20 protein-coding genes are annotated in these 21,144 nt (G+C 60.3%); 5 read left to right on the plus strand and 15 right to left on the minus strand.

From position 1 onward, the window contains the following. Positions 1 to 56: 56 nt before the first annotated feature. The 3 genes from VIK36_RS21905 to VIK36_RS21915 form a co-directional block, all read right to left on the minus strand. Entirely contained in the window at positions 57 to 791 is a 735-nt protein-coding gene (locus VIK36_RS21905) for a GAF and ANTAR domain-containing protein (RefSeq protein WP_324645356.1), read from the minus strand. A gap of 55 nt (positions 792 to 846) precedes the next feature. Beyond that, the gene (locus tag VIK36_RS21910) at positions 847 to 1,047 is read right to left on the minus strand and encodes a hypothetical protein (protein ID WP_324645357.1); all 201 of its coding nucleotides are present in this window, start codon (positions 1,045 to 1,047) and stop codon (positions 847 to 849) included. Between the two features lie 120 nt (positions 1,048 to 1,167). Then, positions 1,168 to 2,373 carry an IS110 family transposase gene (locus VIK36_RS21915; protein ID WP_324645358.1) on the minus strand — a complete coding sequence of 402 codons (1,206 nt, stop codon included), beginning with the start codon at positions 2,371 to 2,373 and terminating at the stop codon, positions 1,168 to 1,170. Between the two features lie 554 nt (positions 2,374 to 2,927). On the opposite strand from VIK36_RS21915, the gene VIK36_RS21920 reads away from it, so the two are divergent. Further along, positions 2,928 to 3,260 (plus strand): hypothetical protein, encoded by a 333-nt coding sequence (locus VIK36_RS21920; protein ID WP_166843091.1) that lies wholly within the window; start codon positions 2,928 to 2,930, stop codon positions 3,258 to 3,260. Further along, on the plus strand, positions 3,241 to 3,567 hold the full coding sequence (locus VIK36_RS21925) for a hypothetical protein (RefSeq protein ID WP_324645359.1): 327 nt from the start codon (positions 3,241 to 3,243) through the stop codon (positions 3,565 to 3,567). Before VIK36_RS21920 ends, VIK36_RS21925 begins: the two co-directional genes overlap by 20 nt. Before the next feature lie 171 nt (positions 3,568 to 3,738). On the opposite strand, the gene VIK36_RS21930 is transcribed toward VIK36_RS21925, so the two are convergent. The 4 genes from VIK36_RS21930 to VIK36_RS21945 form a co-directional block, all read right to left on the minus strand. Further along, the gene (locus VIK36_RS21930) at positions 3,739 to 6,066 is read right to left on the minus strand and encodes a DEAD/DEAH box helicase family protein (RefSeq protein WP_166843092.1); all 2,328 of its coding nucleotides are present in this window, start codon (positions 6,064 to 6,066) and stop codon (positions 3,739 to 3,741) included. Positions 6,067 to 6,068: 2 nt separating this feature from the next. Further along, positions 6,069 to 8,021 carry a site-specific DNA-methyltransferase gene (locus VIK36_RS21935; protein WP_166843093.1) on the minus strand — a complete coding sequence of 651 codons (1,953 nt, stop codon included), beginning with the start codon at positions 8,019 to 8,021 and terminating at the stop codon, positions 6,069 to 6,071. Positions 8,022 to 8,365: 344 nt separating this feature from the next. After that, the gene (locus VIK36_RS21940) at positions 8,366 to 9,238 is read right to left on the minus strand and encodes a hypothetical protein (RefSeq protein ID WP_166843094.1); all 873 of its coding nucleotides are present in this window, start codon (positions 9,236 to 9,238) and stop codon (positions 8,366 to 8,368) included. 46 nt (positions 9,239 to 9,284) lie between these two features. Further along, positions 9,285 to 9,533, minus strand: a complete 249-nt coding sequence (locus VIK36_RS21945; RefSeq protein ID WP_324645360.1) for a helix-turn-helix domain-containing protein — start codon at positions 9,531 to 9,533, stop codon at positions 9,285 to 9,287. Between the two features lie 463 nt (positions 9,534 to 9,996). Between VIK36_RS21945 and VIK36_RS21950 the strand changes: the two genes are divergently transcribed. After that, on the plus strand, positions 9,997 to 11,673 hold the full coding sequence (locus tag VIK36_RS21950) for a hypothetical protein (protein ID WP_324645361.1): 1,677 nt from the start codon (positions 9,997 to 9,999) through the stop codon (positions 11,671 to 11,673). Positions 11,674 to 11,923: 250 nt separating this feature from the next. After that, a complete protein-coding gene (locus tag VIK36_RS21955) occupies positions 11,924 to 12,502 on the plus strand; it encodes a recombinase family protein (protein ID WP_166843097.1) in 579 nt (192 codons plus the stop codon). 61 nt (positions 12,503 to 12,563) lie between these two features. Here VIK36_RS21955 and VIK36_RS21960 read toward each other — a convergent pair whose 3' ends face one another. After that, positions 12,564 to 13,109, minus strand: coding sequence for a hypothetical protein (locus VIK36_RS21960; RefSeq protein WP_166843098.1), 546 nt, complete (start codon positions 13,107 to 13,109; stop codon positions 12,564 to 12,566). A gap of 166 nt (positions 13,110 to 13,275) precedes the next feature. Here VIK36_RS21960 and VIK36_RS21965 point away from each other — a divergent pair, with 166 nt between their 5' ends. Then, entirely contained in the window at positions 13,276 to 14,670 is a 1,395-nt protein-coding gene (locus VIK36_RS21965) for an IS1380 family transposase (RefSeq protein WP_324645007.1), read from the plus strand. 249 nt (positions 14,671 to 14,919) lie between these two features. Here the strand turns inward: VIK36_RS21965 and VIK36_RS21970 are convergent, their stop codons facing one another. From VIK36_RS21970 to VIK36_RS22000, 7 genes are all read right to left on the minus strand, one after another. Then, positions 14,920 to 15,342, minus strand: coding sequence for a hypothetical protein (locus tag VIK36_RS21970; protein ID WP_324645362.1), 423 nt, complete (start codon positions 15,340 to 15,342; stop codon positions 14,920 to 14,922). Position 15,343: 1 nt separating this feature from the next. After that, positions 15,344 to 16,171 (minus strand): ParA family protein, encoded by an 828-nt coding sequence (locus VIK36_RS21975; RefSeq protein WP_166843100.1) that lies wholly within the window; start codon positions 16,169 to 16,171, stop codon positions 15,344 to 15,346. Positions 16,172 to 16,768: 597 nt separating this feature from the next. Then, positions 16,769 to 18,616 (minus strand): hypothetical protein, encoded by a 1,848-nt coding sequence (locus VIK36_RS21980; protein ID WP_166843129.1) that lies wholly within the window; start codon positions 18,614 to 18,616, stop codon positions 16,769 to 16,771. Between the two features lie 152 nt (positions 18,617 to 18,768). Next, the gene (locus VIK36_RS21985) at positions 18,769 to 19,005 is read right to left on the minus strand and encodes a hypothetical protein (RefSeq protein ID WP_166843101.1); all 237 of its coding nucleotides are present in this window, start codon (positions 19,003 to 19,005) and stop codon (positions 18,769 to 18,771) included. Between the two features lie 246 nt (positions 19,006 to 19,251). After that, a complete protein-coding gene (locus tag VIK36_RS21990) occupies positions 19,252 to 19,560 on the minus strand; it encodes a hypothetical protein (RefSeq protein WP_098937225.1) in 309 nt (102 codons plus the stop codon). A 15-nt stretch (positions 19,561 to 19,575) separates the two neighbouring features. After that, positions 19,576 to 20,340, minus strand: coding sequence for a hypothetical protein (locus tag VIK36_RS21995; protein ID WP_166843102.1), 765 nt, complete (start codon positions 20,338 to 20,340; stop codon positions 19,576 to 19,578). Further along, complete coding sequence (locus tag VIK36_RS22000; RefSeq protein ID WP_166843103.1) at positions 20,337 to 21,074, minus strand: hypothetical protein; 738 nt, start codon at positions 21,072 to 21,074, stop codon at positions 20,337 to 20,339. Before VIK36_RS22000 ends, VIK36_RS21995 begins: the two co-directional genes overlap by 4 nt. Positions 21,075 to 21,144 lie beyond the last annotated feature (70 nt).

Here is a 21,144-nt window from a genome sequence, read left to right on the forward strand (position 1 = left end):
GGCCCATTCCCTGCCCTTGGCAGGATGCTTTGAGTGTGCTCTTGTGATGCGGGGGTTCAGTCTTCGAAGTAGGTTGTCGTGCTGTCAGTTCCGGAGACGCGGGCAACAATCTGCTCGGCAAGAGTGTTGAGTTTCTGGTTACGGTTGCTCGAGGTTCTGCGGAGGATTTCGATGGCTTGTTCCTTTGAGCATTCGTTTTGGGCCATGATCATCCCGCAGGCCAGATCGATGGCGGTCCTGCTGTCCAGGGCGGCCCGTAGGTTGTCCGCGAGTTCCTCGGCCACTGCGATTCTGATGGCCAGTCGCAGAGCGTGGCTTGCCATGCCGGCGAAGACTGCTGCTTCAGCTGTCGTCTCTGTCGTGAAGACACCTGGGGCAGGGGCGAAAAAGTTCAGTGCTCCGCTGGCGTCTTCTTCGAGGTCCAGGGGGACGCCTAGAACGCTGCGGTACCCGGACGCGGCAAGGTTTTCGCAGTACGCAGGCCAGCGCGGTTCGGCAGAAACGTCGGCGATCAGGGTGGGTTTCCCGGTGCGCAGCGCTTCGGCGCAGGGCCCGTCTCCGAGACGTTGTTCGATACCGTCGAGCAGGATTGCTTCGTCGCTGCTGCCGGCGATTGTGGTGCTGCGTTTGCGTCGACGCAAGGTGACGGCACTTTCAATGCGTCTCCCGGTGGCCTTGGTCATGGCGGCAGCTGCATGGCCGGACATGCCGTCCAGGAAGCCCTTGATGTCAGCGGTCGCTATGAGGGCGTGCAGCCGCTCGAAATCGCCGGCGTCTTCCTGTGTGGTCATTAGTCAAATGTAGGAGCACCCTCCCGCTATGACAATCACGCACCCTCTTGGAGGGTCAGATCTCCTGCAGTTTCTGGAGGGCATGGAAAAGCAGTTCGGCGTCAGTCACGCTCACCGGCAGCAGACCGTAAATGTAAGCCTCCAACTCCAACGGCCCGGCGGTCCCGCCGACCGCGTAAAACGCGATATACAGATCGTCCGGCGTGAGGGTTCTATTCCTCAGCAGGTTGAGAGCGGTTCTGCGCGCCTCCTCCATACATCCATGCTAAAAACCGCTCCCCCTCATTCACAAGGGGAGCACTTTCGCGTGTCAGACAGGGGCGTGGGCTCCGGGTGATTGTTGTGACGGGCGGTCAGTTTCGTCCCGTCACGGGCATCATGCAGCCATACGAGGTTCCGGTCGCCGGGCCGGGGTATAGGTGGTTCCATCGCGGAGCATGGCCCAGAGGACATTGAGTCGGCGCCTTGCCAGGGAGAGCATGGCCTGGACGTGGGTCTTTCCTTCGCCACGCTTGCGGTCGTAATAGCCCCGGGAGGCGGGGCAGCTTTTCAAGGCCGAGAGCCCGGAGAGGTAGAAGACCCGCAGCAGCCGCCGGTCATAGCGGCGTGGCCGGTGATGGTTGCCGCTGATCCTTCCGGAATCCCGCGGCGCGGGGGCCAGTCCGACAACGCCGGCAAACCGGTCCGCTGTTTGGAAGACGGTCAGGTCTCCGCCGGTGGCGCCGAGGAACTCAGCGGCGAGGACAGGTCCGAAGCCGGGCATGCTCAGCAGCGCCTCGGTGTGCTGGTGTTCGGTGACTTTCTCGCTGATCAGCGCATCGAGCTCGGCCAGTTCCTGGTCCAGGGTGATGATTTCCTGTGCGAGGGCTGCAACGATCCCCTCCCCCACGTGCTGGGCCGCGACGATGGTGTGCTGGGACTTGGCCGCCGCGACTGCCGCAGCGGCGACGGCAGCTGAGGAGCGGGTGCCGTGTTTCTTCAACCAGGCGTGCAGTCGTGCCTGCCCGGTGCGGCGGATCCCGTCCGGGGTCCGGTGTTTAGTCAACAGCAGCAGGGCGGCTTTGGAGCGGCTGTAGTCGAAGGCCCGTTCCAGGGCGGGAAAGTATTCGAGCAGCTGGGCCTGGAGGCGATTGATCGCCCGGACCCGGTCAGCGGATTTGTCGGCCCGGCGAGCGGTGAGGAGCCGCAGACCCGTGCTGATCTCATCCCCTGCACGCAAGGGTTGCAGGTCTTTACGCATCCTGGCCTGGTCAGCGATCACGGCGGCATCTTTGGCATCGGTTTTGCCTTCGCCGCGGTAGAGCTTGGAGGCGTGGTGGACGACCCGGCCGGGGATGTAGAGGATGTTCTGGCCGTGGCCGACGAGCAGAGCGATCAGCAGCGCGGGTCCGCCGTGGTTCAGATCGGTCGCCCAAATGACCTCGTCCCCGCCGGCGAGTTTCAGGACGTTCGCGATGAGATCGAGCAGAGCCGGTTCATCATTGGGGATCTTCTGTGAGAGCAGACGGTTTCCCTCGGCGTCGATCACGACGCAGTGATGATGGGCTTTGCCGGCATCGATCCCGGCCCACAATTTCGCCAAAGCAGCCTCCAGTCTGTTGGATGGGAAGAGCCCAGCAGATAACCGCGCCGTCGTGTCCTTATCCGGCGATCATGTCGCGTCTCTCAATCAGCGGTCGGGTCATCACGGGGTGACGGGCGGCCAATCCTACGAAGCCGTCACGACATGAGCCGTCCGGCCACAGCAACAAAGCCATACCCGCCTCCCCTGGGTAGCCACGACCCTACAACGGCCGCGGAACTGCACCCGGTAACAACATAAGGACAGCAACCAGAAAACGTCGTAGACAAGACAGGGCCAGGGGGTCCGGAGCTCTGCGACGGCACGCCCTGGACCCAACAGCCGGCCGCGCCAGCGGACGCCCATATGGGGGTGAGCCCTGGCGAACCTCTGGTGTGGCATGCTTGGAGCCGTAAGCAGCAGGATGTTTGCACAGTTGAGGGTCCGCATTCCGATGGAATGCGGGCCCTTGCCTGTTTTGTCGGACCCCTCCCCCAAGATGAAAGCTGGCGGCCAGCACCCTGGGCCGCCGTTCTTTGGCGTGTCTATTCGAATATGTGTTCTAAGGTTGTGGTATGTCCTCCGAAGAGTTCGCGGCCGCGCTGCAGGCGCAGTACGCGCGGCGGGCCGGCCCCATCGGACTGACTGTGGAGGAGCTTGATTTCGAGCATTTCCCGGTCAAGAACGGGTATCCGGGGATCCTGGTGAAGGCGTGGATCCGGTTCCCGAACTGTGCCGAGCTGGTGGACGGCGAAGTGTTCGCCTGGACAGCGAAGGCGGCCGAAGTGACGTGGAAGGACGGGCCGGTCACGTACCGGACCTGGGTGTGGAGTTCCGCGGTTACCCGCCGGAAAGAAATGATGAACAGGAATTTGGGAGAGCGGACCCGTGGCAAGAACAGCAACTGATGAACCACTCGACGTGCCGGTGCAGGTCAGGTTTACCGCCAAGGGCATTCCCTTGGCCGTCCGGTATGACGGGCGGATCTGGGCTGTGGCCGCGGAGCCAGTGCATTGGTTCACCCGTGCGGACTGGTGGAACACGGCCAAACGCGCCCCCGTTGGTTGTGGTGATCTGGTCAGTGTTGAGCATTGGCAATTGCAGGTACGGCTGACATCCACCTCAGCGTTACGAACGCTGGAGCTGCGCCGTGAGCCACTGTCGGAGCAATGGCTGTTGGTGGCCATCATGGACGAAGGAGCTGCCGCCGCCTAAGCCCGCTAGGGCTGGCGGTGGTAGCGTGGCACTGTGACAAGATGCGCCCCCTGCATCCGCCCGTGTCGCTGGCCCTGGCCAAGCCGGGATTTGCATCCCGGCTGAGACCGCACTGTCCGGCGGTACCACTACGAGCGTGGCGCGATACTCAGCTCAGCGGCTCGGTTCAGGTCATGAAGCGGCGACAAATGACTTCGCTACCGATTCCATATCCTCGTGTGGCAGAGCCCGAAGGGTCTGACCACTACCCAGCTCCCAGATCGAGAAGCCATCCTTGCCGTCCGGCGTGCCGTCGGGTTTCCAAGTCCCCTCCGTTACGAACTTGACCTGAACCGTCGTGGGAACGTCTTTGTGCGGCTGAATAGAGAGCAGCTTGCGGCGGCCGTCACCCTCGACGAGATGGTTGCCCTTGGTGTCGACGCAGATCACTGTATCCTCTGACCATACGAGGAAGTCGGGGAAGAACCAGACCGTCTGGCCGAGCGAGACCAGAGGGATTTTGTACCCCGTCTGCGATCGGTTGCGAGCCCACGGGAGTCCCGTCTCATCGATCGCCCGCGCAAAGCGTCGTTCGAGATCGGTAAGGCCGTCGTAGCCTTCGTGAAGGGCGTTCTTGAAGGTCTCCATGCTGCCACGGCGCACGAGTGTGCTGCCGATCGTGTACGGCTTTGGCTTGTGCTGCTTGACGACCGCGTACCTGAGGTACTCGTCCACAGCTTCAGCGGCGTTATCGGTCAGGCTTGCGTAGGCACTGCTGCCGACCCCGACCTTGGCGTCAAACTTTTGCGTGTCGGTGTTCATAACCATGAGTGCAGGCCGGTAGCGGCGGGAGACCTCGCGACGGAAGACCCAGCGGGCATTAACGCGGTTGGACTGCTCAAAGTCGACCCACTCCGAGTCCACCGCTTCCCCAGCTCCGATCGTCTGCTGGACGGTCCGGCGCCGACCCACCCCGCGGGTATTAACCGAATCCTGAGAATAGTCGTGGACTTTGGCTATGACCTTTTCGACCGGTTCAACGGTTGGGGCGTTGTTGATGAACGTTCGGGGCACGGTTAGCTGCTGCTTCACGGGCAAGCTCTCCGGTTCTTCAGTCCCGGGGGGAGACGTCAGAATCCGAACCTCGGGCGCATCGCCTCCAAGCCCCTTCTTGACTTCCTCTACTACCTGCGCAAAGGAGTCGTTTCGGTCCACGCGGACGTAGAAGTGCGCAGTGTTTAGGCGGTCGGCCTCATAGTGAGTCGCGCCTGGCTGGCGCAGTACGCGTCCGACAATCTGGGTTATATCGACAGTGGACTCCATGGTCTTGTCGATGTAGGCGAAATAAACGCTGGGATCGTCCCAGCCCTCCTGGAGGGTCTTGTTGAAGATGATGTGCCGGTAATCCCCAGCCATGAAGTCTTCGTAGTCGCTCTCACCGCCGTTGAACAGTGTGAAGTCGGCAGGTAGAGGGAAATCCTTGTCCGTCTTGAGGTTCGCGTATACGGCAATCTCATCTGCCGGCACACCGCACTGGTCTGTGAGGTAGCGCCAGATCGCGATCGGTGGGGCTTGCCGTTGGTCGAAAGGCTGCTTGGGGTCGTCCGTCTGGCTCGCATCATCGGCAAGGATGTTCGTGTTGCAGACGTAGATCGCCTTTGGCATGAAACCCAGGTTTTCCGCCTTGGCGGCGTCATCTGCTTCGCCCAGGTCGCCGAGCATCTCGGAGATGGTCTCCTCCATCGGGGCATTGAGCCCGTCGAGGGAGATCATGCCTTTGACGAGTCCGGAGGCGACCACTGTGGAAGACTTCACGGGCGTGATCAGATCCGTGTCCTTGTAACCACCCGACGTCCTTAGAGGCTGGATGACCTCAGAGTCGAACTGGGCCGGGAACCTCAGCGTCGCGCTTGCTAGCAGGAAGACAGAGGGCTGCTGCTCGATGAGCAGCGTCGTCTGTTGGTCGCTCAGGTTCTGTGCCTCGTCATAGACGACGACCAGTGGCCTTCGCCGTCCATCGGTCAGTTCGCGGAGCTTAAGCGCCTCCCAGCGTGTGGATTCAATATTGTCGGTATCGAGCGCGAAGATCCTCAGGTTGCTGTTCTCGCGGTCACGCTGGTTAAAGGTGCCGACGGTCGCGAAGTAGAGCAGTGCTTCCTTCGAATTTGCGACGTCCTCGGGGTCGTACTCGCTGAGCAGGCGAACCGTAATGTCAGAGAGGAGGTGACCGTACTTCCCGCCATCTGCCAGATTGGCGTAACTCTGCTGGACCACCACCTTGCCCTTGGACAGCCAGAGAATGACCGGCGGGATCTCCGACATGGCGACGATCTCGCTGACCGCCTGGGCCAGTATCGCGGTCTTGCCGGATCCCGTGATGGACGCCAGCGCTTGATAGAACGGAACGTCACGGCGCTTCGCACCCCGCCCGAAAGATATGGGGTCCGTACTGTACTCGATGTAACGGTCGGCCATCTGAGAGGCCGCGTCCTGCTGGAACTGGAACAGTTCGATCGCCATGCTCAGCCTTCCTCGGTGAACGACTCGGTGCGGACGTCCAGTCCGAAGTCGGACAGGATCCGGTCAGGGATCTGGTACCAGACCACGTCGTCCGTCACGAGCAGGTTGCGCCGGCTGTAAACGTGGTAGACCTCGGCCAGTTCGGCCTTGTCGGCTTCCTCCGTGATCGCTTCGTAAACCTCTTCGGTCAGATCAGTGTTAGACCCTGCACCCGACCAAACCAGGTAGATTCCCTCGTTGCTCGCGTTCTTAGCGACCAGATACTTATATGGCTCATCGTCCTCGCCGTCGGTCAACGGGATGAGCGAGGCCGATCGACGGCTGCCGGTGCTTGAGTGGGACGCGATGACGGTGTCGATCATTTCGTCCCGCTCCATCAGCAGGAGCGTCTTGGCGTCGACCTTCTTCTGAAGCGTCTTAAAGGTGAAGCCGCCACCGAGCGGTGCGTGCTTCTTCTTCGACCATCCACCGTCGATCACTCTTTTGAGTCGGTCGACGGTCAGGGTTTTCGCATACGAGTCACCGTTGTCCGGGCGGCCCTGCTCAATGAGAATGAAGCGCCGGTCGGCACCCTGATCGTGGTTGAGCTTCAGGACCGCGTGTCCCGTGGTGCCGGACCCTGCGAAGGGATCGAGGATCGTCCCTGCCGGGGGGCACCAGATCTGGATGAGCTTGGTCATGAGCTTCATCGGCTTCACGGTTTCGAATCCGTGCCCGGGCCCTACGATCGCCGTCAGCTCGTTGACGCCGGATTGGCTGTGGCCTGACTCTTCATGGTCCCAGGAGACGTCGCCGAGTGCGTCCGGCTCGTCTACATCGTCGTCGGCCCAGTAGGTCATCGGCACGCGGCCCTGCTTTACGTCCTCAAGGTACTTCTTCTGCTGGGGCCGGCCCTTTCCATCGAGCCCGAATATGAGACGTGGCCAGTCGCCAGCCTCACGACGCTTTTCCGCTGTTTCTTGGGTGTCGTCGAGGTCGGATTTCACCATGACCGCGCGAACCATGCGCGTCTCTGCCGGGGAGATCCCGATGATGCCAGCGCGAATCTCCGCGTCGTCTACATCGCGTAGCTCGTAGTCGATGCCCCATTCGGAGAGCCATCGAAGGGCGTCCGTCTGCGGCGCCCGCCAGCACTTGCCGGCAGGTGGGTAGTGGACTTCGCCCGTGAACGGCGACTGGATGCCGTAGACCATTCCCTGGTGGGTAAGTGCCTTAGGGCCCGAGAAGTTCTCGCCCTTCCACACGCGCGCGTCGTTGTCGGGGTTGCGGTAGCGGGCATCCATGCTGGCTGTGCGGGGCTGCAGCCCGGTTTTCGCGATCCGCTCGTCCTTCGCGTACACGAGGACGTACTCTGTAGCCGTAGAAACGTGACGGTTGTCCGAGCGGGGCGAGTAAGACTTCTGCCAATTGATGATCGCCAACCGGTTTTCTTCGCCGAACAATTCGTCGAGCATCTGGCCGAGATGGAACAGCTCACGGCTGTCGATGCAGATGGCGAGCACGCCTGAGGGCTTGAGCATCGCGCGCATCATCTGCAGCCGCGGGTACATGAACTTCATCCACTTTGTGTGTTTCGCGGGATCGTCGCTCCCAACGAACTCGCCCATGTCGGGGTCGTTGGGGTCCTTATCCCACTTGTCGTTGTACCGAAAGTCACCGCCGGTGTTGTACGGCGGGTCGGTGAGGATCATGTCGATTTGCCCGCGTTCACGGTAAAGCGAGGCAAGGGCTTGAAGGTTGTCCCCCTCGATTACCAAGTTCCGAGATTTGCCGTGCTCGTCCCCGGCGCTGAGGGATTTCACAGTGCGCTGGTTGCGCGGACGCACTCGGCGGCCAAGCTGCCGCGCCAGGACCTTGCCTGGAAACGAAAGATTAACGCCAGCGCCGGTCTTCTCGCGGATCATTTCGATCAGCTGCTCGACTGGCAGCGACTCAAGTTCTGCTACATCGTCCACGACGCGCCCCTTTGATGACATACGGAAAGGAAAAAGGGGCGGCACGCCCTCTGTAGCCTGTGGCTGCGGTATTGCGGCTCCTCATAGCCAGTAGACCAATGACCACCGACAGTGAAAGCCTCGCCTACCCTCATAGACTCGCCCATGCTGGAAGACAGGCTTTTCTAAGCTGAAGGAAGGCAAACACGCCTCCAAGTCTAGATGGGGGCTACGGGCTGCTTGACCACTTCTTTCGCCCACTGGTGAACCCCTGCAGAGCTTGTCAGTAACTGCTCTGGGTAGTCCGACTGAAGCCAGACGCAGACTGTGCAGCCGTGGCCATTCTGGTCCTCATTGATATCCAGTCAGTAGCGCGATACGTAGACGGGGTTCGCTGCAGCATCGCTAATCTCGACGGCCAAGTCCGTGCTCAGCCGATGGCCGTCGGCTTTCTTGGTCAGGAATTTCATGGCCGCAGCCTTTCGCTCCGCTTTGGAGTAGACCACTTGCCATGCAGGGAAGTTCCTAAGTTCCTCGGCTATCTCCGCCTTGCGAGCTCGGAAGTCCTGCTCAAACTCGTAAACCTTGGCACTTACTATCCTGTTAGCTTCGGGCATGACGCGATGGGACAAGGTGATGTCGTCGATCTCGTCCATTCCAGCTTCAGCGATGATAGTTGCCATGAGGTGCCGACGCTTGCCCACTTGTTCGCCGCGGTATTTACGGGATTCAGCCAGAACTGTCGCCGCCGTTTGGATGTTGGTGTAATACTCGGTCAGGCGTTCCCGCTGGGCTTCATTGGATTCTTCCTCTGACTCTTCAACCGCGTCGTGCAGCTCGTTGAGGAACGGAACGAGCCAATCAGTACCAGCGTGCCACTCATAAAGCAGCCCTTGGGCGGCCCAGACTACCGTCACACTTTGGTGTTGTCCGTTGTACTGCCGGGCAGCTTCAATCAGTTTCTTGGCCCGAGCGGACAAATTTTCCTGGTCATCGACAAGCTCATCTAGATAGTTCTGCACTTCGAAGGTGGAATCACTAGAGCTGATAAATGCCGCCCCAACCTTGGCTGCCATCCGGATGGCTTCGTCGACGTTGAGGTCGCTGCCATTGAGAGCTATATGGCTTTCACCCTCAATCTTTGCACCAGGCACGAACAAAATGCCGGCCTCGTAGGCGCGGGCCGGAATGCTCTCACCGATTTCTGCCAGCTCGGTGGAGGTGTACGTAAAGGTCATGATTCAGATATTAGGACGTACATCTGAAACACTCAGCCGCTTCACTCTATGGCTGGTCCTCATTCACTCCCGGCGCCTGGCCCTTCCTGAGTGTGTTCCGGTTTTCCCAAACCCAGTCTTTGACCTGGTCTCTGGAGACCAACCACGTCTTCTCGACTTGGTAAGCAGGAATCACTCCGGTTTGCAACCAGCGGTACACCGTGTTTCGAGAGAGCCCGAAGAGTTCTTCGAGGTGCTGAGTCGTCAGACGCTCCGGGTATTTGGCGAAGAGAGCTTCAAGGTACTTGGGGTCCACGCTGAGTCCGTCCCACCGCATGAAACCATCTCAGATCACGTTGGCAATCTGCCGTACTGAGAGTTTCAGGGTTACTAATGCTGTTGTTTGGGGTCATCAATGCCCTTTCGCGTCGGAGGGGACCCGATACAATCTTTGTGGACATCCCCAAGGAATGGGAAATGCCGGTCCGAGCTGACCGGGGTGATTGACCAAGAGTCGCTCGGGGACGCTGCAAGCTCGCCTTCCTTGGTTCAGGTAGTGCGTGGGTGCAGGATGAGGGGCTCCTGCACTGGCCGATGGCTGGATATGGAACAGCCGCCATGGCTTCCCTGGACCCCTCCAGGTCTGAATGAAGGAGATACCGGGGAGATACATGTCTGTTCGAACAAAGATAGACCTGCCATTCTCACTGATTAATCCATGGAGCGTGGTATCCGCTCAGGCAATCTCACCATTCCCCCCTCACGGGTCTGTTGTCCGCGTGTATGCAGCAGCAACCGACGTCATGGGTGTCGAGGTACGGAAGAAAGACCGGATTCAGCTCTGGAGCAGGATTGCGGACGAGCAGGCACTTAGCTTGATTGCTCAAATCCTCACCGACATAGACATAAGCACGACAGCCGACGCTGACACAGAGGTAGATCAACGTTGGATCGCCTCCATAGTGCACCCAGAAATCCGGACCCGCCTTAGCATCGCGTCAACGCTGGGCGACAAAATGTTTGCCCCACAGCTCCTGCTGCTCGCGGCAGGAGAAGCTCTCTCTTATTGCCCGCCAGGTCCGCCGACTGACACCACTGATGGCCTCGACGCCCTGATCTGCTGTCTGCTCGGAATTGGCGACGAAAGCGGCGCCGGAGATCCCGCCGGCGAAACTTGGGGAGGAGTGAATGCAGAACTTGCGGGTGAGATAATCGCAAACCTCCACTTCAACAAGTCCATGTGGGTTGGGCATCAGCTCTCCTGGATTGAACGCACTTGGTTTCAAGACTGGCCGAAACGGACGCCCACCACGGACGCTGTTGGCGGAGAACCGCGTGACCTCTTCAAAGAGGCAACAGGGGTCGAACTAGCCGATTTTGCCGCAGTCGCATTTAACGTCTACGCCCAAGCAGCCCTACACAAATTCGTCCGCTTCCCTAGCAAGTTTTTTGACACGCTCGGGCTGCCGCCAGCTGCAACGGAACACTTTCTCAGCGCCACGTCTCGGACAGTGCCTGAGCTCCGCGCCCAGATCCAGAAGGACATAACAACCTCCGGCGGTTCCCGTTACGCGTTCAACACGTTCCGACGCTTTCCGCTCGTCCAGCTGGCATCTGGGGAGTTCCTGGTACTTAGCCCCAACTTCGTCATCCAGAGGGCCCTCAGCGAGGTCACCTTCTTCGACGTCCGCCACCACCTCAAAGCATTCGACAAAAAACACGGCACCAAGCGGGATGAAGCATTCCATCAATGCACGACCGACATTCTCGAGCATGAAACAGGCGTTACCTTGCGGCGCATATTCTCAAGAGCCAAGGTCCAGGTTCTCGACGAGATCCACCTGCAACGAAGATTTGGCTCTAGGAGACATATGCCCAAGATCTGCGACTACGCAGTGCGGGTAGGAAAAACTTGGCTTCTCTTCGAGGTGACAGACACGCCCATTCCGGTGCCCGTGGTCTTTGCAAAAGCCAACGCTGATGACCTGGACTCCGAGCTAGATCGCGTACTGACGAAGCGGAAGGCCAAACAGCTAGCATCCACCATTAGCTTGCTTCAGCAGGCAGAGCCTGACCGCCAAGGACAATCTCGTCCGGGGCAGCTCACATTCATACCACTCGTCGTAACAGCCCAGACAGGCTTACCTTGGAACCCCACCGTCCATCATCGAGTAATTGAACGTCTCTCATCGATGCCCGAGTTGTCTCAAGAATCCTGCGCGCCTGTCGCCTTAATAACCAGTAAGGACCTCATGATCCTGGAGAACGCTGCCTCACTCGGATATGACGTCGTCGATCTCCTTCGCTCTTGGCGCCAAACCGACCCTGGCAATCCTCTTGATCAGCACCTACATCAGCGGGGAGTACCTCTCAGTTCCCCACGATGGGAAAAAGAACAAGCCGTCAAGACAATCAACAACTTTATGAAGCGGATGCAGGCCAATTCTGACCACTAGTTGAGAAGTTGCCGAACAACCACTCGGGGTTTGTCTTGTCTGCATTCATGCCACAAGCACCGTATCGGCTTCCTGGCACACCCCTTGGTGATCTAGCGTTCCACTTCCTTAGAACTGGGACAGGACAATGCGGGACATTCCCCGGCGGCTCAACCCGCGTAGCTGCACGTAACTTGATCGTCCCGGATGTTATGCCAAAACGTGCGCCATAATGTGCCGTCACGAGAACAACTTTCGGTACCGTGCGGGAATGGATATCGGATACGCGCGGGTCTCAACCGCCAAGCAGGATTTGAGTCGGCAGCTGGACGCCTTGGCGGCCGCCGGCGTCACGACGGTCTTTTCCGATAAGCGGTCGGGGGCCACAAGGGATCGGCCCGGCCTTCACGCTGCGCTGCAGCATGCCAGGGCCGGCGATGTAATCGTTGTGCATACGTTGGACCGCTTGGGGCGAACAGTGCGGGATACGCTCAACCTGATGCATGAGCTCAAAGAGCGTGAAGTGGGGATCCGGACACTAGCCGATCCTCTGCGCATCGATACATCGTCTCCCGACAGTCCCATGGCGCAACTGGCAGTGGTCCTGCTGGCCCTGTTCGCGGAAATGGAGCGAACCTATGCAGCCGAACGCGCGGCGCATGCCCGGGCCGTGGCTACAGCCAACGGCCGGCGCACGGGCAGGCCATCCGTCGTAGATCCTGACAAGCTCGAACATGCCGTGATGCTGCGGGACAAAGGGAAGACCATGCGCGAAATCGTCACCAAGACGGGTCTGTCGCGGACCAGCCTGTACCGGCACCTGCCGCCCCGCTCCCCCACCGCAAACTGAACTCGTCCAGAAACGAAATGGCGCCTTAGCCAGATCGGGCCGCGCTCCGCGCTCCCCCGACTTAACCGAGGGCTGGGTGATTGCTGACAAACGGCTTCACCGTATAGTTCAGCAATCCCCAAATCTTCCTCTGTTGCGGCTGCGTGATGTTGTCTTTGATGTGCTTGTTGAACATGTCTAGAAGAAACAGGTAGTCGTTTTCACCATTGTTGTTGTTGAACCGGTTCGCTGGGAAGGCGCCCGCTTCGTACAGCCACCGCAGAATGTCGCGGGAGAAATCCGCTTCGAGAAAGATCCGCTCTCCCGCGATAATCTTCTTTCTGAGATCGAACAGACCCCTGAACGTGGTGATCTGAAGGTTCAGTTCGCTGCTCTCAAAGTGCTCTACACACGTGCTGCCGATGTATTCCAGCGTCCGTCCATTGTGGCGATTTTGGATGGTGTACATGTATCGGAGATCCTGCTGCCCGCAGACGCATTCGCCTTCCTGGAGGGGATCTTCCTCCACCGCTACTACGCCCCACTCGTGCACCGCACGGAAGAAGTGGTCAGCCTCTGAGTTGTCCTCGATGACCTTCTTCAGCGTTTCAAAACTGTTCGCCACCATGGCGTCCCCCAATCTACGGGCCAAACTTTACAGCGCTCTCTAAGCCTTGATCCACCGATGTGGATCGGGATCCTGACGGCGGTTTAAACCGAGAATGCCTGTCTTTTCAAGGAAAATGAAGCTTGTCTAGAACTCATTTTTCACCGAAAAGAGAGGCATCTCGTAGGTGCAAGTTTCCCACAGGCCTGCCGTGTTGTCAGTTTCGTTCGATGAGCCGAACCTCGTGTCGGCGGCCGGGCTGCTGCCGGTCATGACGTTGGCCCGGGACGCCGGGCTGCATGAGTTGGCCGATGAATGGCTATCGGTCCCGACGGACAAGGGTGCGAACGCCGGGCTGAAGGTCGCGTCCCTGGTCGCCGGGATGGTCGCCGGCGCGGACAGCATCGATGACATGGCCGTGCTGCGCCACGGCGGAATGAAGCGGCTATTTACCGCCTGCTACGCGCCGTCCACGCTGGGTTCGTTCCTGCGCTCCTTCACGTTCGGGCACGTGCGGCAACTGGACGCTGTCGCCTCCCGTTTCCTGGCCAGCTTGGGGACCCGGGCCCCGCTGCTCGGTCGTCCCGGGGCGGCGGACTTCGTGTTCGTCGATGTGGACGACACGATCATCGAGGTCCACGGCTACCAAAAGCAGGGTTCCGGCTACGGGTACTCCGGGGTCCGCGGGCTGAACGCCCTGCTGGCCACGGTCTCCACCAAAGACACCGCCCCGGTGATCGCTGCCCAGCGGTTGCGCAAGGGCGCGGCGAACTCGGCCCGAGGAGCCAAACGCCTGGTCACCGATGCCCTGTCCACGCTCAAACGTCTGCAGAGCGGCGGGCGGGTGCTCTGCCGTTTCGATTCGGCCTTCTACGGGCAGGCGGCGGTTTCCGCGGCGCTTGCCGGCGGCGCGGAGGTGTCGGTGACCGTGCGCATGGACCCGGCCGTCAAGCGCGCCATCGCCGGTATTCCGGAGTCGGCGTGGGAAACGATCGAATACACCGACGCGGTCTTCGATGAGACCACCAATACCTGGGTTTCGAAGGCCGAGGTCGCCGAGACCGTGTTCACCGCGTTCAGCTCCCGCACGAAGGCCGAGCAGATCAGCGGCCGGCTGGTGGTGCGCCGGATCCCGGAACTGAACCGGAAGGCCGGCGACGGACAACCCACCCTGTTCGAAACACACCGGCACCACGCGTTCTTCACCACCGTGGACGCCACGGTCCTGGACACCGTCGCAGCGGACAAGATCCACCGCAAACACGCCCAGATTGAGCAGGTGAATGCAGATCTGAAGGACAGCGCCCTGGCCCATATGCCCTCAGGTGTTTTCGCCGCGAACTCGGCCTGGCTGGTTGCCGCGGTCATGGCCTACAACCTCACCCGGGCCGCCGGACTCCTCGCCGCAGGGCCCTTCAGCAAGGCCCGCACCGGCACGATCCGCCGCAAACTCATCCACGTCCCGGCCCGCATCGCCAGCAGCGCCCGACGCATCCGCCTTCACCTGCCCGAAGCCTGGCCCTGGAAAACCCCGTGGGAAGAGCTCTTCAACACCGTCCACGCACCGCCCACCGCGGCATAAGAACCCCACCCGCCAGCCGGAAACGGCCCGATCAGGACATCCAGTGGAACACCACCGGCAGCGAGGCCGGCGATCTGCCATGCCCGAAACCAGAATCCGCGACCGACCCCGAAATCCATCAGGACCAACCGCGGATCGGTGGATCAAGGCTAAGGGACTCTGGTTCTGTGGCTGTGAGCCAGGCACCACATTCCCTAGCAGCAGCTCTATTGTCGGCATTAGACCTAATAGCGACAAAAGACCTTTTGCCTACCTTCGGCCGCGTGCGATTTTTCCAGACGGTACGCGGGGAAACGGGTTGCCTCCGTTGTAAGTCTTCTCGCGTCCCTGCATCCTCACGAGGGCGGCTTCCCGAAGGAAGTCCGAGAAGGAGGCTTCCCGCTCGGCCGCGGTGGTCGGAGTATGAAACCATGCGGCTCGGATGCGTTCTAGTTCATCCTCGTCCGCGTAGAAGGCCCCTTTCGGCTGGGTTTTGCCGGCTTTATTGGCAACCTTCGGCGCAGCAGCCGGCGCGGCTGGATCCTGCGCGCGCGAAGGCGAAGGAGCCTGGTCTGTGATGAGCTGCGGCCCCGGATCCTCTTGATTTTTCATCACAGGCGCCTGGTTGTTTTGGTGCTCGATTGGGTGAGCAGCCCCGAGGGTGCTCTTTCGGCGTTCGGGTCGTTGTGCCATGTCAGCTCTCCAGGGTGCTGTAGTCGTGCTTTGGGAACATCTTTTCCAGGTGTGCACGAAGTTCGATTTCATCCAGATGCGCGAGGTGTCGTGCGTAGATTTCGTAGGCTTGCCGCGCTTTGTCGTCTCCGGGCCACTCGTCGAGGCCGACGCCGGCTTCCATGGCGTCTTGGATGACGCTCCAATACGGCACGTAGGGCGTGAAGACCCGCCACGGTGAGGCTTCGGCGAGGTCAGCTATCCATGCCTTGTGGGTCAGGGTGTTGCGGTTTCCGTTGACTATCACGCCCGCCACTGTCAGCAGGGGGTTGTAGTACCGGGAGACGCTGTCGAAGCTCAGCTGCAGCTGGCTCAACCCATCGAGGGAGAATTTGCCGGGTTGGCAGATCACCAGGGCGCGGTGCGCCGCTGCAAGCGCGTTGATGGTGTGCAGCTCTAGGCTGGGTGCGCAGTCAATGAGGATTATGTCGTAGCGGTCCAGGCTGTCCGCCAGGGCTTCTTTGAGCCGGTACTCGCGGCCGTGCTCGGTGTGTAGCTGCTGGATTGCTTTGGTCGTGTTGGAGTTGCCGGGGAGAACGGCGAGTCCTCCCCAGATGCCGTCGACTTCGACGTCTTGGACCCTCTCCCCCAGCAGCACGTCAGCAAAGGTGAGTTGGTCCGCTTCCACGTTGTCTGCTGCCAGGATGCCGCTGAGGTTTCCCTGCGGGTCGGCGTCTATGGCCAAGACTCGCTTTCCGGACGCAACCAAAGCTCTGGTGAGGCTGTACGTTTCCGTCGTCTTGCCGACGCCGCCCTTTTGGTTGATGAGCGCATAGATGGTCGCTGCCATGGAATCTCCAATCAGTGATGGAACGAATATAGCCAATATCCCTATTAGGACTTATAGCGACACGGTGTCCATAGGAGACAATATCGCCATTGGCCCTAACATCCCGGGACCGCTGTGGAGTCACCGGCTCGACGGGGACCACGATGAGCATCCGCTATATAGTCATTAGGTATAAAAACTATAGTAGCTCCTTTGTCGCTTTTATACCTAATACCCCTAACGGATATAAATCCCCGCCGTGATCCCCGCCGTGATCCCGGGTATGGCGGGTGAAGTCTCCAAGGCCTCGGTCATGACCCGACAATCGGGCGGTTGAAGCTTCGTGGACACGCAGTGAAGCTTATATACCTTTTATACCTAATGGATTTATTACACCCAGGCACGGTCAGGCCACCCGCCACAGCGTCACTTCGTCAGGGGGCAGCCAGTATTCGTCCCGCTCCTGGTCCCAAGCTTCGCCGTGATCCCGGGTATGGCGGGTGAAGTCTCCAAGGCCCCTCGGTCATGACCCGACAATCGGGCGGTTGGAGCTTCGTGGACACGCAGTGAAGCTTATATACCTTTTATACCTAATGGATTTATTACACCCAGGCACGGTCAGGCCACCCGCCACAGCGTCACTTCGTCAGGGGGCAGCCAGTATTCGTCCCGCTCCTGGTCCCAGGCTTCATGTTCGCCAACCTGACTCGTGAGAAAACGATCCAGATACGCGTGCCAGGAGGCCCGCTGCAGCCGATTACGACGTATGTGCGCCTGGTAATCCTCCAAGACGCCCAGTCGCGCGGCCAGATTGGCGAGATCGATGGCAACGGTCTTCCATTGGCCGTTGTCCCGGCGGATCATGCCGAGAGCTTCCATCTCGGTAAGGGCTGCCGTCACGGCGTTGCGGCTAATGCTGGTGGAGCGCACGACGTCAGCGGTGGTGGGGGAGTGGCGGGCTCGTTCGATGGACTCGTATACGAGAGCTGCGACGTCTCCTAGGGCACGGAACACGGGCCGCACAGCGTGGATGCGGCCCTTGCGCCACATCAGTTCCCTGGCCAGTTGTTCATAGTGTTGAGGCAGCTGGATGAGATAGACGTCGGCTGCCTTGTGACGCGCGTCCGCCACTTTGGTGAGAATGCCATCTGAGGCCTGGGCCAGAATCGGCAGCAGCCGCGCAATGGTGACGTGGTGTTTGCCCAGGGCGACCGCGAGAGTGCGGCACCCAACGTCGAGAAGGTCGGTTTCTTTCGCGCGCATGTACCCCAGCAGTCCACGGATCAGCAGGCGGAGGCTGAGGCCTTCCCGGCCTCTAGCTGCCAGCCGGTGATCCAGTACAGCGAACAGGATGTTTTCCAGATCGTTGACCAGTTGGTGGATTGATGCAGAGCTAGCGTTGAGTGCCCCCCCTGTGGGTTTAGTGGGGCTTGTGTTGTTAATAAGGGCATTGTTTTTCCCTGTTTTACGGGGACTGCGTTTTTGGGCTTCGCGGGCATTGGTGAAGGCCTGGGCCTTGGCCCATTCAGTGGGCAGCAGCCGTGCCTGTTTGGCCGGCGTGCCGTACAGGGCAGCTAGGCCCGGGAACTGCCCGGTGAGTTCGTTCTGTACGTCTTCCAGGGCCCACCCACACGCGGAGAAGTGATTGAGTACGCCCATGCGTGCTTCTGAGGGGCTGGCGTACTTGGCTGTGTCGTAGAGACCGGTACGTGCGATTCGCCGCAGCGGAGATTCGCTGTGACCAGCGATGGGCAGCTGCGCAGCAGTAGACCTGGCTGTTGGCGCTGCTTTGGCCTGCCGTTCTTTGAGGACGCGGAGGCGGGCCAGCTCCGGCGCCAACGCAGTTCGAAGGGCTGCTAGTGCGCGCGGGGAGTTGCGGACGCGGAGGGTGGCGTAGGCCTGCGACAGGGGAGTGAGGAGAGTCTGGTGGCCGCCGGCCTTGTGCTTGGAGCCAGGGACACGGATGCACCCGTCGGTGATGTTCTGGTGCGGGCTTGGGTCCAGGCTCGTCGCCAGAAGGCCGAGGGCCTCGATGAGGTCTCGGGCTTTGGCCGCGGTAAGCCGTTCCTGCAGTGGGATGTAGATGTGCCTGCCGCCGCTGGGGGAGAAGTCCTCCACGAAGCTGACGTTTGCTTCCTGGAGAAGCTTTCCAAGCCGTGCCGCGTCTGATTCAACGACGCCCTTCACTGCCTTGGAGGTATCTAGGTCGATGCAGAGCGTGGCTACGGAGCCGTCCACGCCGTGGATCATCACTGCTGCCGGTCGTTCGGGCAGTGATGCCGTGATCGTGGGCGGGGTCGCGGGCCGGGGGTACTGGAACCGTGCGCCGATCCACCGACCCAGACGGTAGGACGGCTGACCGGCAATCAGTGGTGCCAGGACCCAGGCGTCTTGTGGCGTGACTTGACGTACGGCGGCGACACTCTCACGGGCATGCGTTGACGCGGAATTGACTTCCGGTACCATGGGGAACAAGACCTTTCCGTAAGGAGGGTGTGAAAACGGGAGCGTCCTCGAATGAGGAAGCTGCTGAATAGTTCAGATCGCTGTAACTGCCAGGAAACGTGGATCTGAACGGATACTTAGTGAAGGCCCGCCTTGTGCGGGCCTTCAGCTATTTAACTGGCCTTCGCAATAGGCAATGCCTCCTGCAGGCTGTCGCGGTCTGCCCATGCGGGCAGGCCGTCTGCTTCGAGTTCGAGGTGAATCAGGATCTGTTCCAAGCCCTGCGAGTCACTGAGGCCCATCCGCCTTGAGACTTCGCGTACGAGGTCTTTGCAGTGGGGCGGGATCGAGTAGTTGGCCTGCACATTGTTCATGCCAGTGCCGCGTTGGCGGCGAAGAACGGTTCCCATATGGCTCACCCTAGCCTTAGCCCTAGGGCTAAGGTTTCCAGACACGCCCGTGGGCTCGGGGATTCTTTCGGGCCCCGGTGCTTTGCTAAACGTGTGGCTGACGTCTCGGGCAGGGACTCGGCGTCCCGTTGTAACTATTGTGCGCGCGCAGCTTTCTTGACCGCCGTGTGACAGATTGCGTGAGCTCATTGCTCCAATATGTCATAAAAACTGGAAAATTTAGATATGGGACGACCCGCTGTTCGATTATCTGTTCCAGGCGCGCCGTACGATGGCATCAACCGCCTTGGGGCTCGCCTCGCTCTCTCCTGCTCCGCCGGAGAATGCGCTGCGAAACAGGTCCCCCGTAGCCTTTAGTGACCTGAAATAGCGCCCCTGGCCGTCAATACGCCATCGGGAAATTCCAAGGTAGCTGGCAGCTGCGCGCCGGTCCATGCCGGCCAGCAGGCAAACTTTCACAGCCTCATAGATGACGCGATAAGCAGCCTCATGCTCCCGCGGGACTTCCGCCAGGACGCTCTGAACGGCTTTCTGCGCTTTTTCTGGAGTGGTCATTCTGCTGCTGCCTTCCTAATCGAGGGAGAGGGCGGAGCCCAGGTCGGCCTCAACCTTGCGCTTTCTGCGGGCGTAAGCGAAGAGTGCAAGGCCTACGACGACCAGGGCGGTGGATGCGTAGGAAACGAGCATGTAGAGGTAAACCACATCTCCGGCCCCAAACCACTCGATGGGGTAGGCACCCGCGCGCAGCAGCGAGAGTGTGAAGCCCGCGGCAATCATTCCGGACGCCGTGCGGCCTGTGCGCAGTGGGTTGTTTCTGGAATCGAGGTAGGCCGGCCGCACAAGAGGAAAGACGACGTAAGCCACATAGAAGAGCACCAGCCAGATGTTGATGCGGACGCTGGGCTGGGTGGCAAAGTCGAGCATCTGGGGCGATGAATAGGGGGCGTCTGTGGCCAGGACGGTCCAGAGAAGGCCGGCCGACACGAGCCCCAGCACTGCAGCCCCAGGCGCTCCGACGGTCCAGCGCCGTGCAAAGGACGAGCCGTAGGCGAGGCTTAGGTGGCCGCCGAGGAACGCAACAGCTACCAGGGCGCAATACTTCGAGATGAGGTCGGTTGCGTTGTGGATCGGCATCATCGAATCCAGCGGGTAATACACCGGCGGCAGCAGGAGCAGGTAACCGATCGTGAGGAAGATTCCCGACAGGGCAATGCTGCTGGCCTTGCCCCGTAGGGCGTGCTGATAGCCGGTGGCCGGTGTGTTGATGCGCTTGAAAGTCAGGCTTCCCAAGAGGATGAGCATCAGCGTCACAGGGACAACGGACAGTGGATTCACCCGAGCAGCTCCGTCATTTTCTCCGCGTATTCCCGGGCCTCTTTGCGCTGTTTGACCCGTCGCTGCAGCAGGTTGATCCTGCCTGAGATCAGCTCCACTAGGGCATCATCGGAAATCTCAAGTAGCTCATCCTCGCGCGCACGGGGTTGCCAACCACCCTCGGCCGGTAACACGAGGCCGATAACGACCAGACCCGATGCGAAAGAGGTCCCCGCTGCTCTGGAGGCTGCTACTGCCAGCGGCGGTGTCAGCTTGTTTTCGGTCAGCTGAGTAAAGATGTAGGTCAGGGCCATGCCCGTTTCTTCGGCCATGCGGTGCCGCAGTTCGCCAGGGTCGATGGCATCGATCCAGGCCCGGTTGGAGCCTTCGTGCGGAAAGTCTATGAGCGGGATATGTTTCCGAAGATCCCGTGGATAGTGCTTCTTGGAGGTGCGGAACTGCAGCTCCGCCATCAGATCGGCGTGATGGACCTGGCTTAGCACTTCTGCTGGTGTGGGCTCGATCGGCCGGGTGTACATGTCCCTGTATGGGTCAAAGGCAGCCAGCGCTTCCAGCACGTTCATTTCGGACGCCCGCGCCACGGCAACGACTGTCGATTCCGCAACGTTTCCGCGCCGCAACTGGTTGCCCAGAGTGCCGCGATGTAGGCCTGTCAGGGCGCTCAGAGCGGCAGGGGAAGTGCTGATGGACTGGGCGTCCAGCCAGCTCTTGAACTCTGAGGCTGAGACGGGCACAAACACTCCTTGGACGGACCGAACATGACAAGACGGGCGCAACAGATTCTGCTAAGATGCTCCCAATAGT

Origin of the sequence: Pseudarthrobacter sp. LT1 (genome assembly GCF_035621795.1) — a bacterium.
Classification (GTDB): Bacteria; Actinomycetota; Actinomycetes; order Actinomycetales; family Micrococcaceae; genus Arthrobacter.

Excerpts from the sequence above, each read along its gene's own strand:
- VIK36_RS21985 (WP_166843101.1), bottom strand. The coding sequence starts at position 19,005 with ATGGGAACCGTTCTTCGCCGCCAACGCGGCACTGGCATGAACAATGTG.
- VIK36_RS21955 (WP_166843097.1), top strand. The coding sequence starts at position 11,924 with ATGGATATCGGATACGCGCGGGTCTCAACCGCCAAGCAGGATTTGAGT.
- VIK36_RS21990 (WP_098937225.1), bottom strand. The coding sequence starts at position 19,560 with ATGACCACTCCAGAAAAAGCGCAGAAAGCCGTTCAGAGCGTCCTGGCG.
- VIK36_RS21905 (WP_324645356.1), bottom strand. The coding sequence starts at position 791 with ATGACCACACAGGAAGACGCCGGCGATTTCGAGCGGCTGCACGCCCTC.
- VIK36_RS21920 (WP_166843091.1), top strand. The coding sequence starts at position 2,928 with ATGTCCTCCGAAGAGTTCGCGGCCGCGCTGCAGGCGCAGTACGCGCGG.
- VIK36_RS21930 (WP_166843092.1), bottom strand. The coding sequence starts at position 6,066 with ATGGCGATCGAACTGTTCCAGTTCCAGCAGGACGCGGCCTCTCAGATG.
- VIK36_RS21940 (WP_166843094.1), bottom strand. The coding sequence starts at position 9,238 with ATGACCTTTACGTACACCTCCACCGAGCTGGCAGAAATCGGTGAGAGC.
- VIK36_RS21975 (WP_166843100.1), bottom strand. The coding sequence starts at position 16,171 with ATGGCAGCGACCATCTATGCGCTCATCAACCAAAAGGGCGGCGTCGGC.
- VIK36_RS21910 (WP_324645357.1), bottom strand. The coding sequence starts at position 1,047 with ATGGAGGAGGCGCGCAGAACCGCTCTCAACCTGCTGAGGAATAGAACC.
- VIK36_RS21960 (WP_166843098.1), bottom strand. The coding sequence starts at position 13,109 with ATGGTGGCGAACAGTTTTGAAACGCTGAAGAAGGTCATCGAGGACAAC.
- VIK36_RS21980 (WP_166843129.1), bottom strand. The coding sequence starts at position 18,616 with ATGGTACCGGAAGTCAATTCCGCGTCAACGCATGCCCGTGAGAGTGTC.
- VIK36_RS21970 (WP_324645362.1), bottom strand. The coding sequence starts at position 15,342 with ATGGCACAACGACCCGAACGCCGAAAGAGCACCCTCGGGGCTGCTCAC.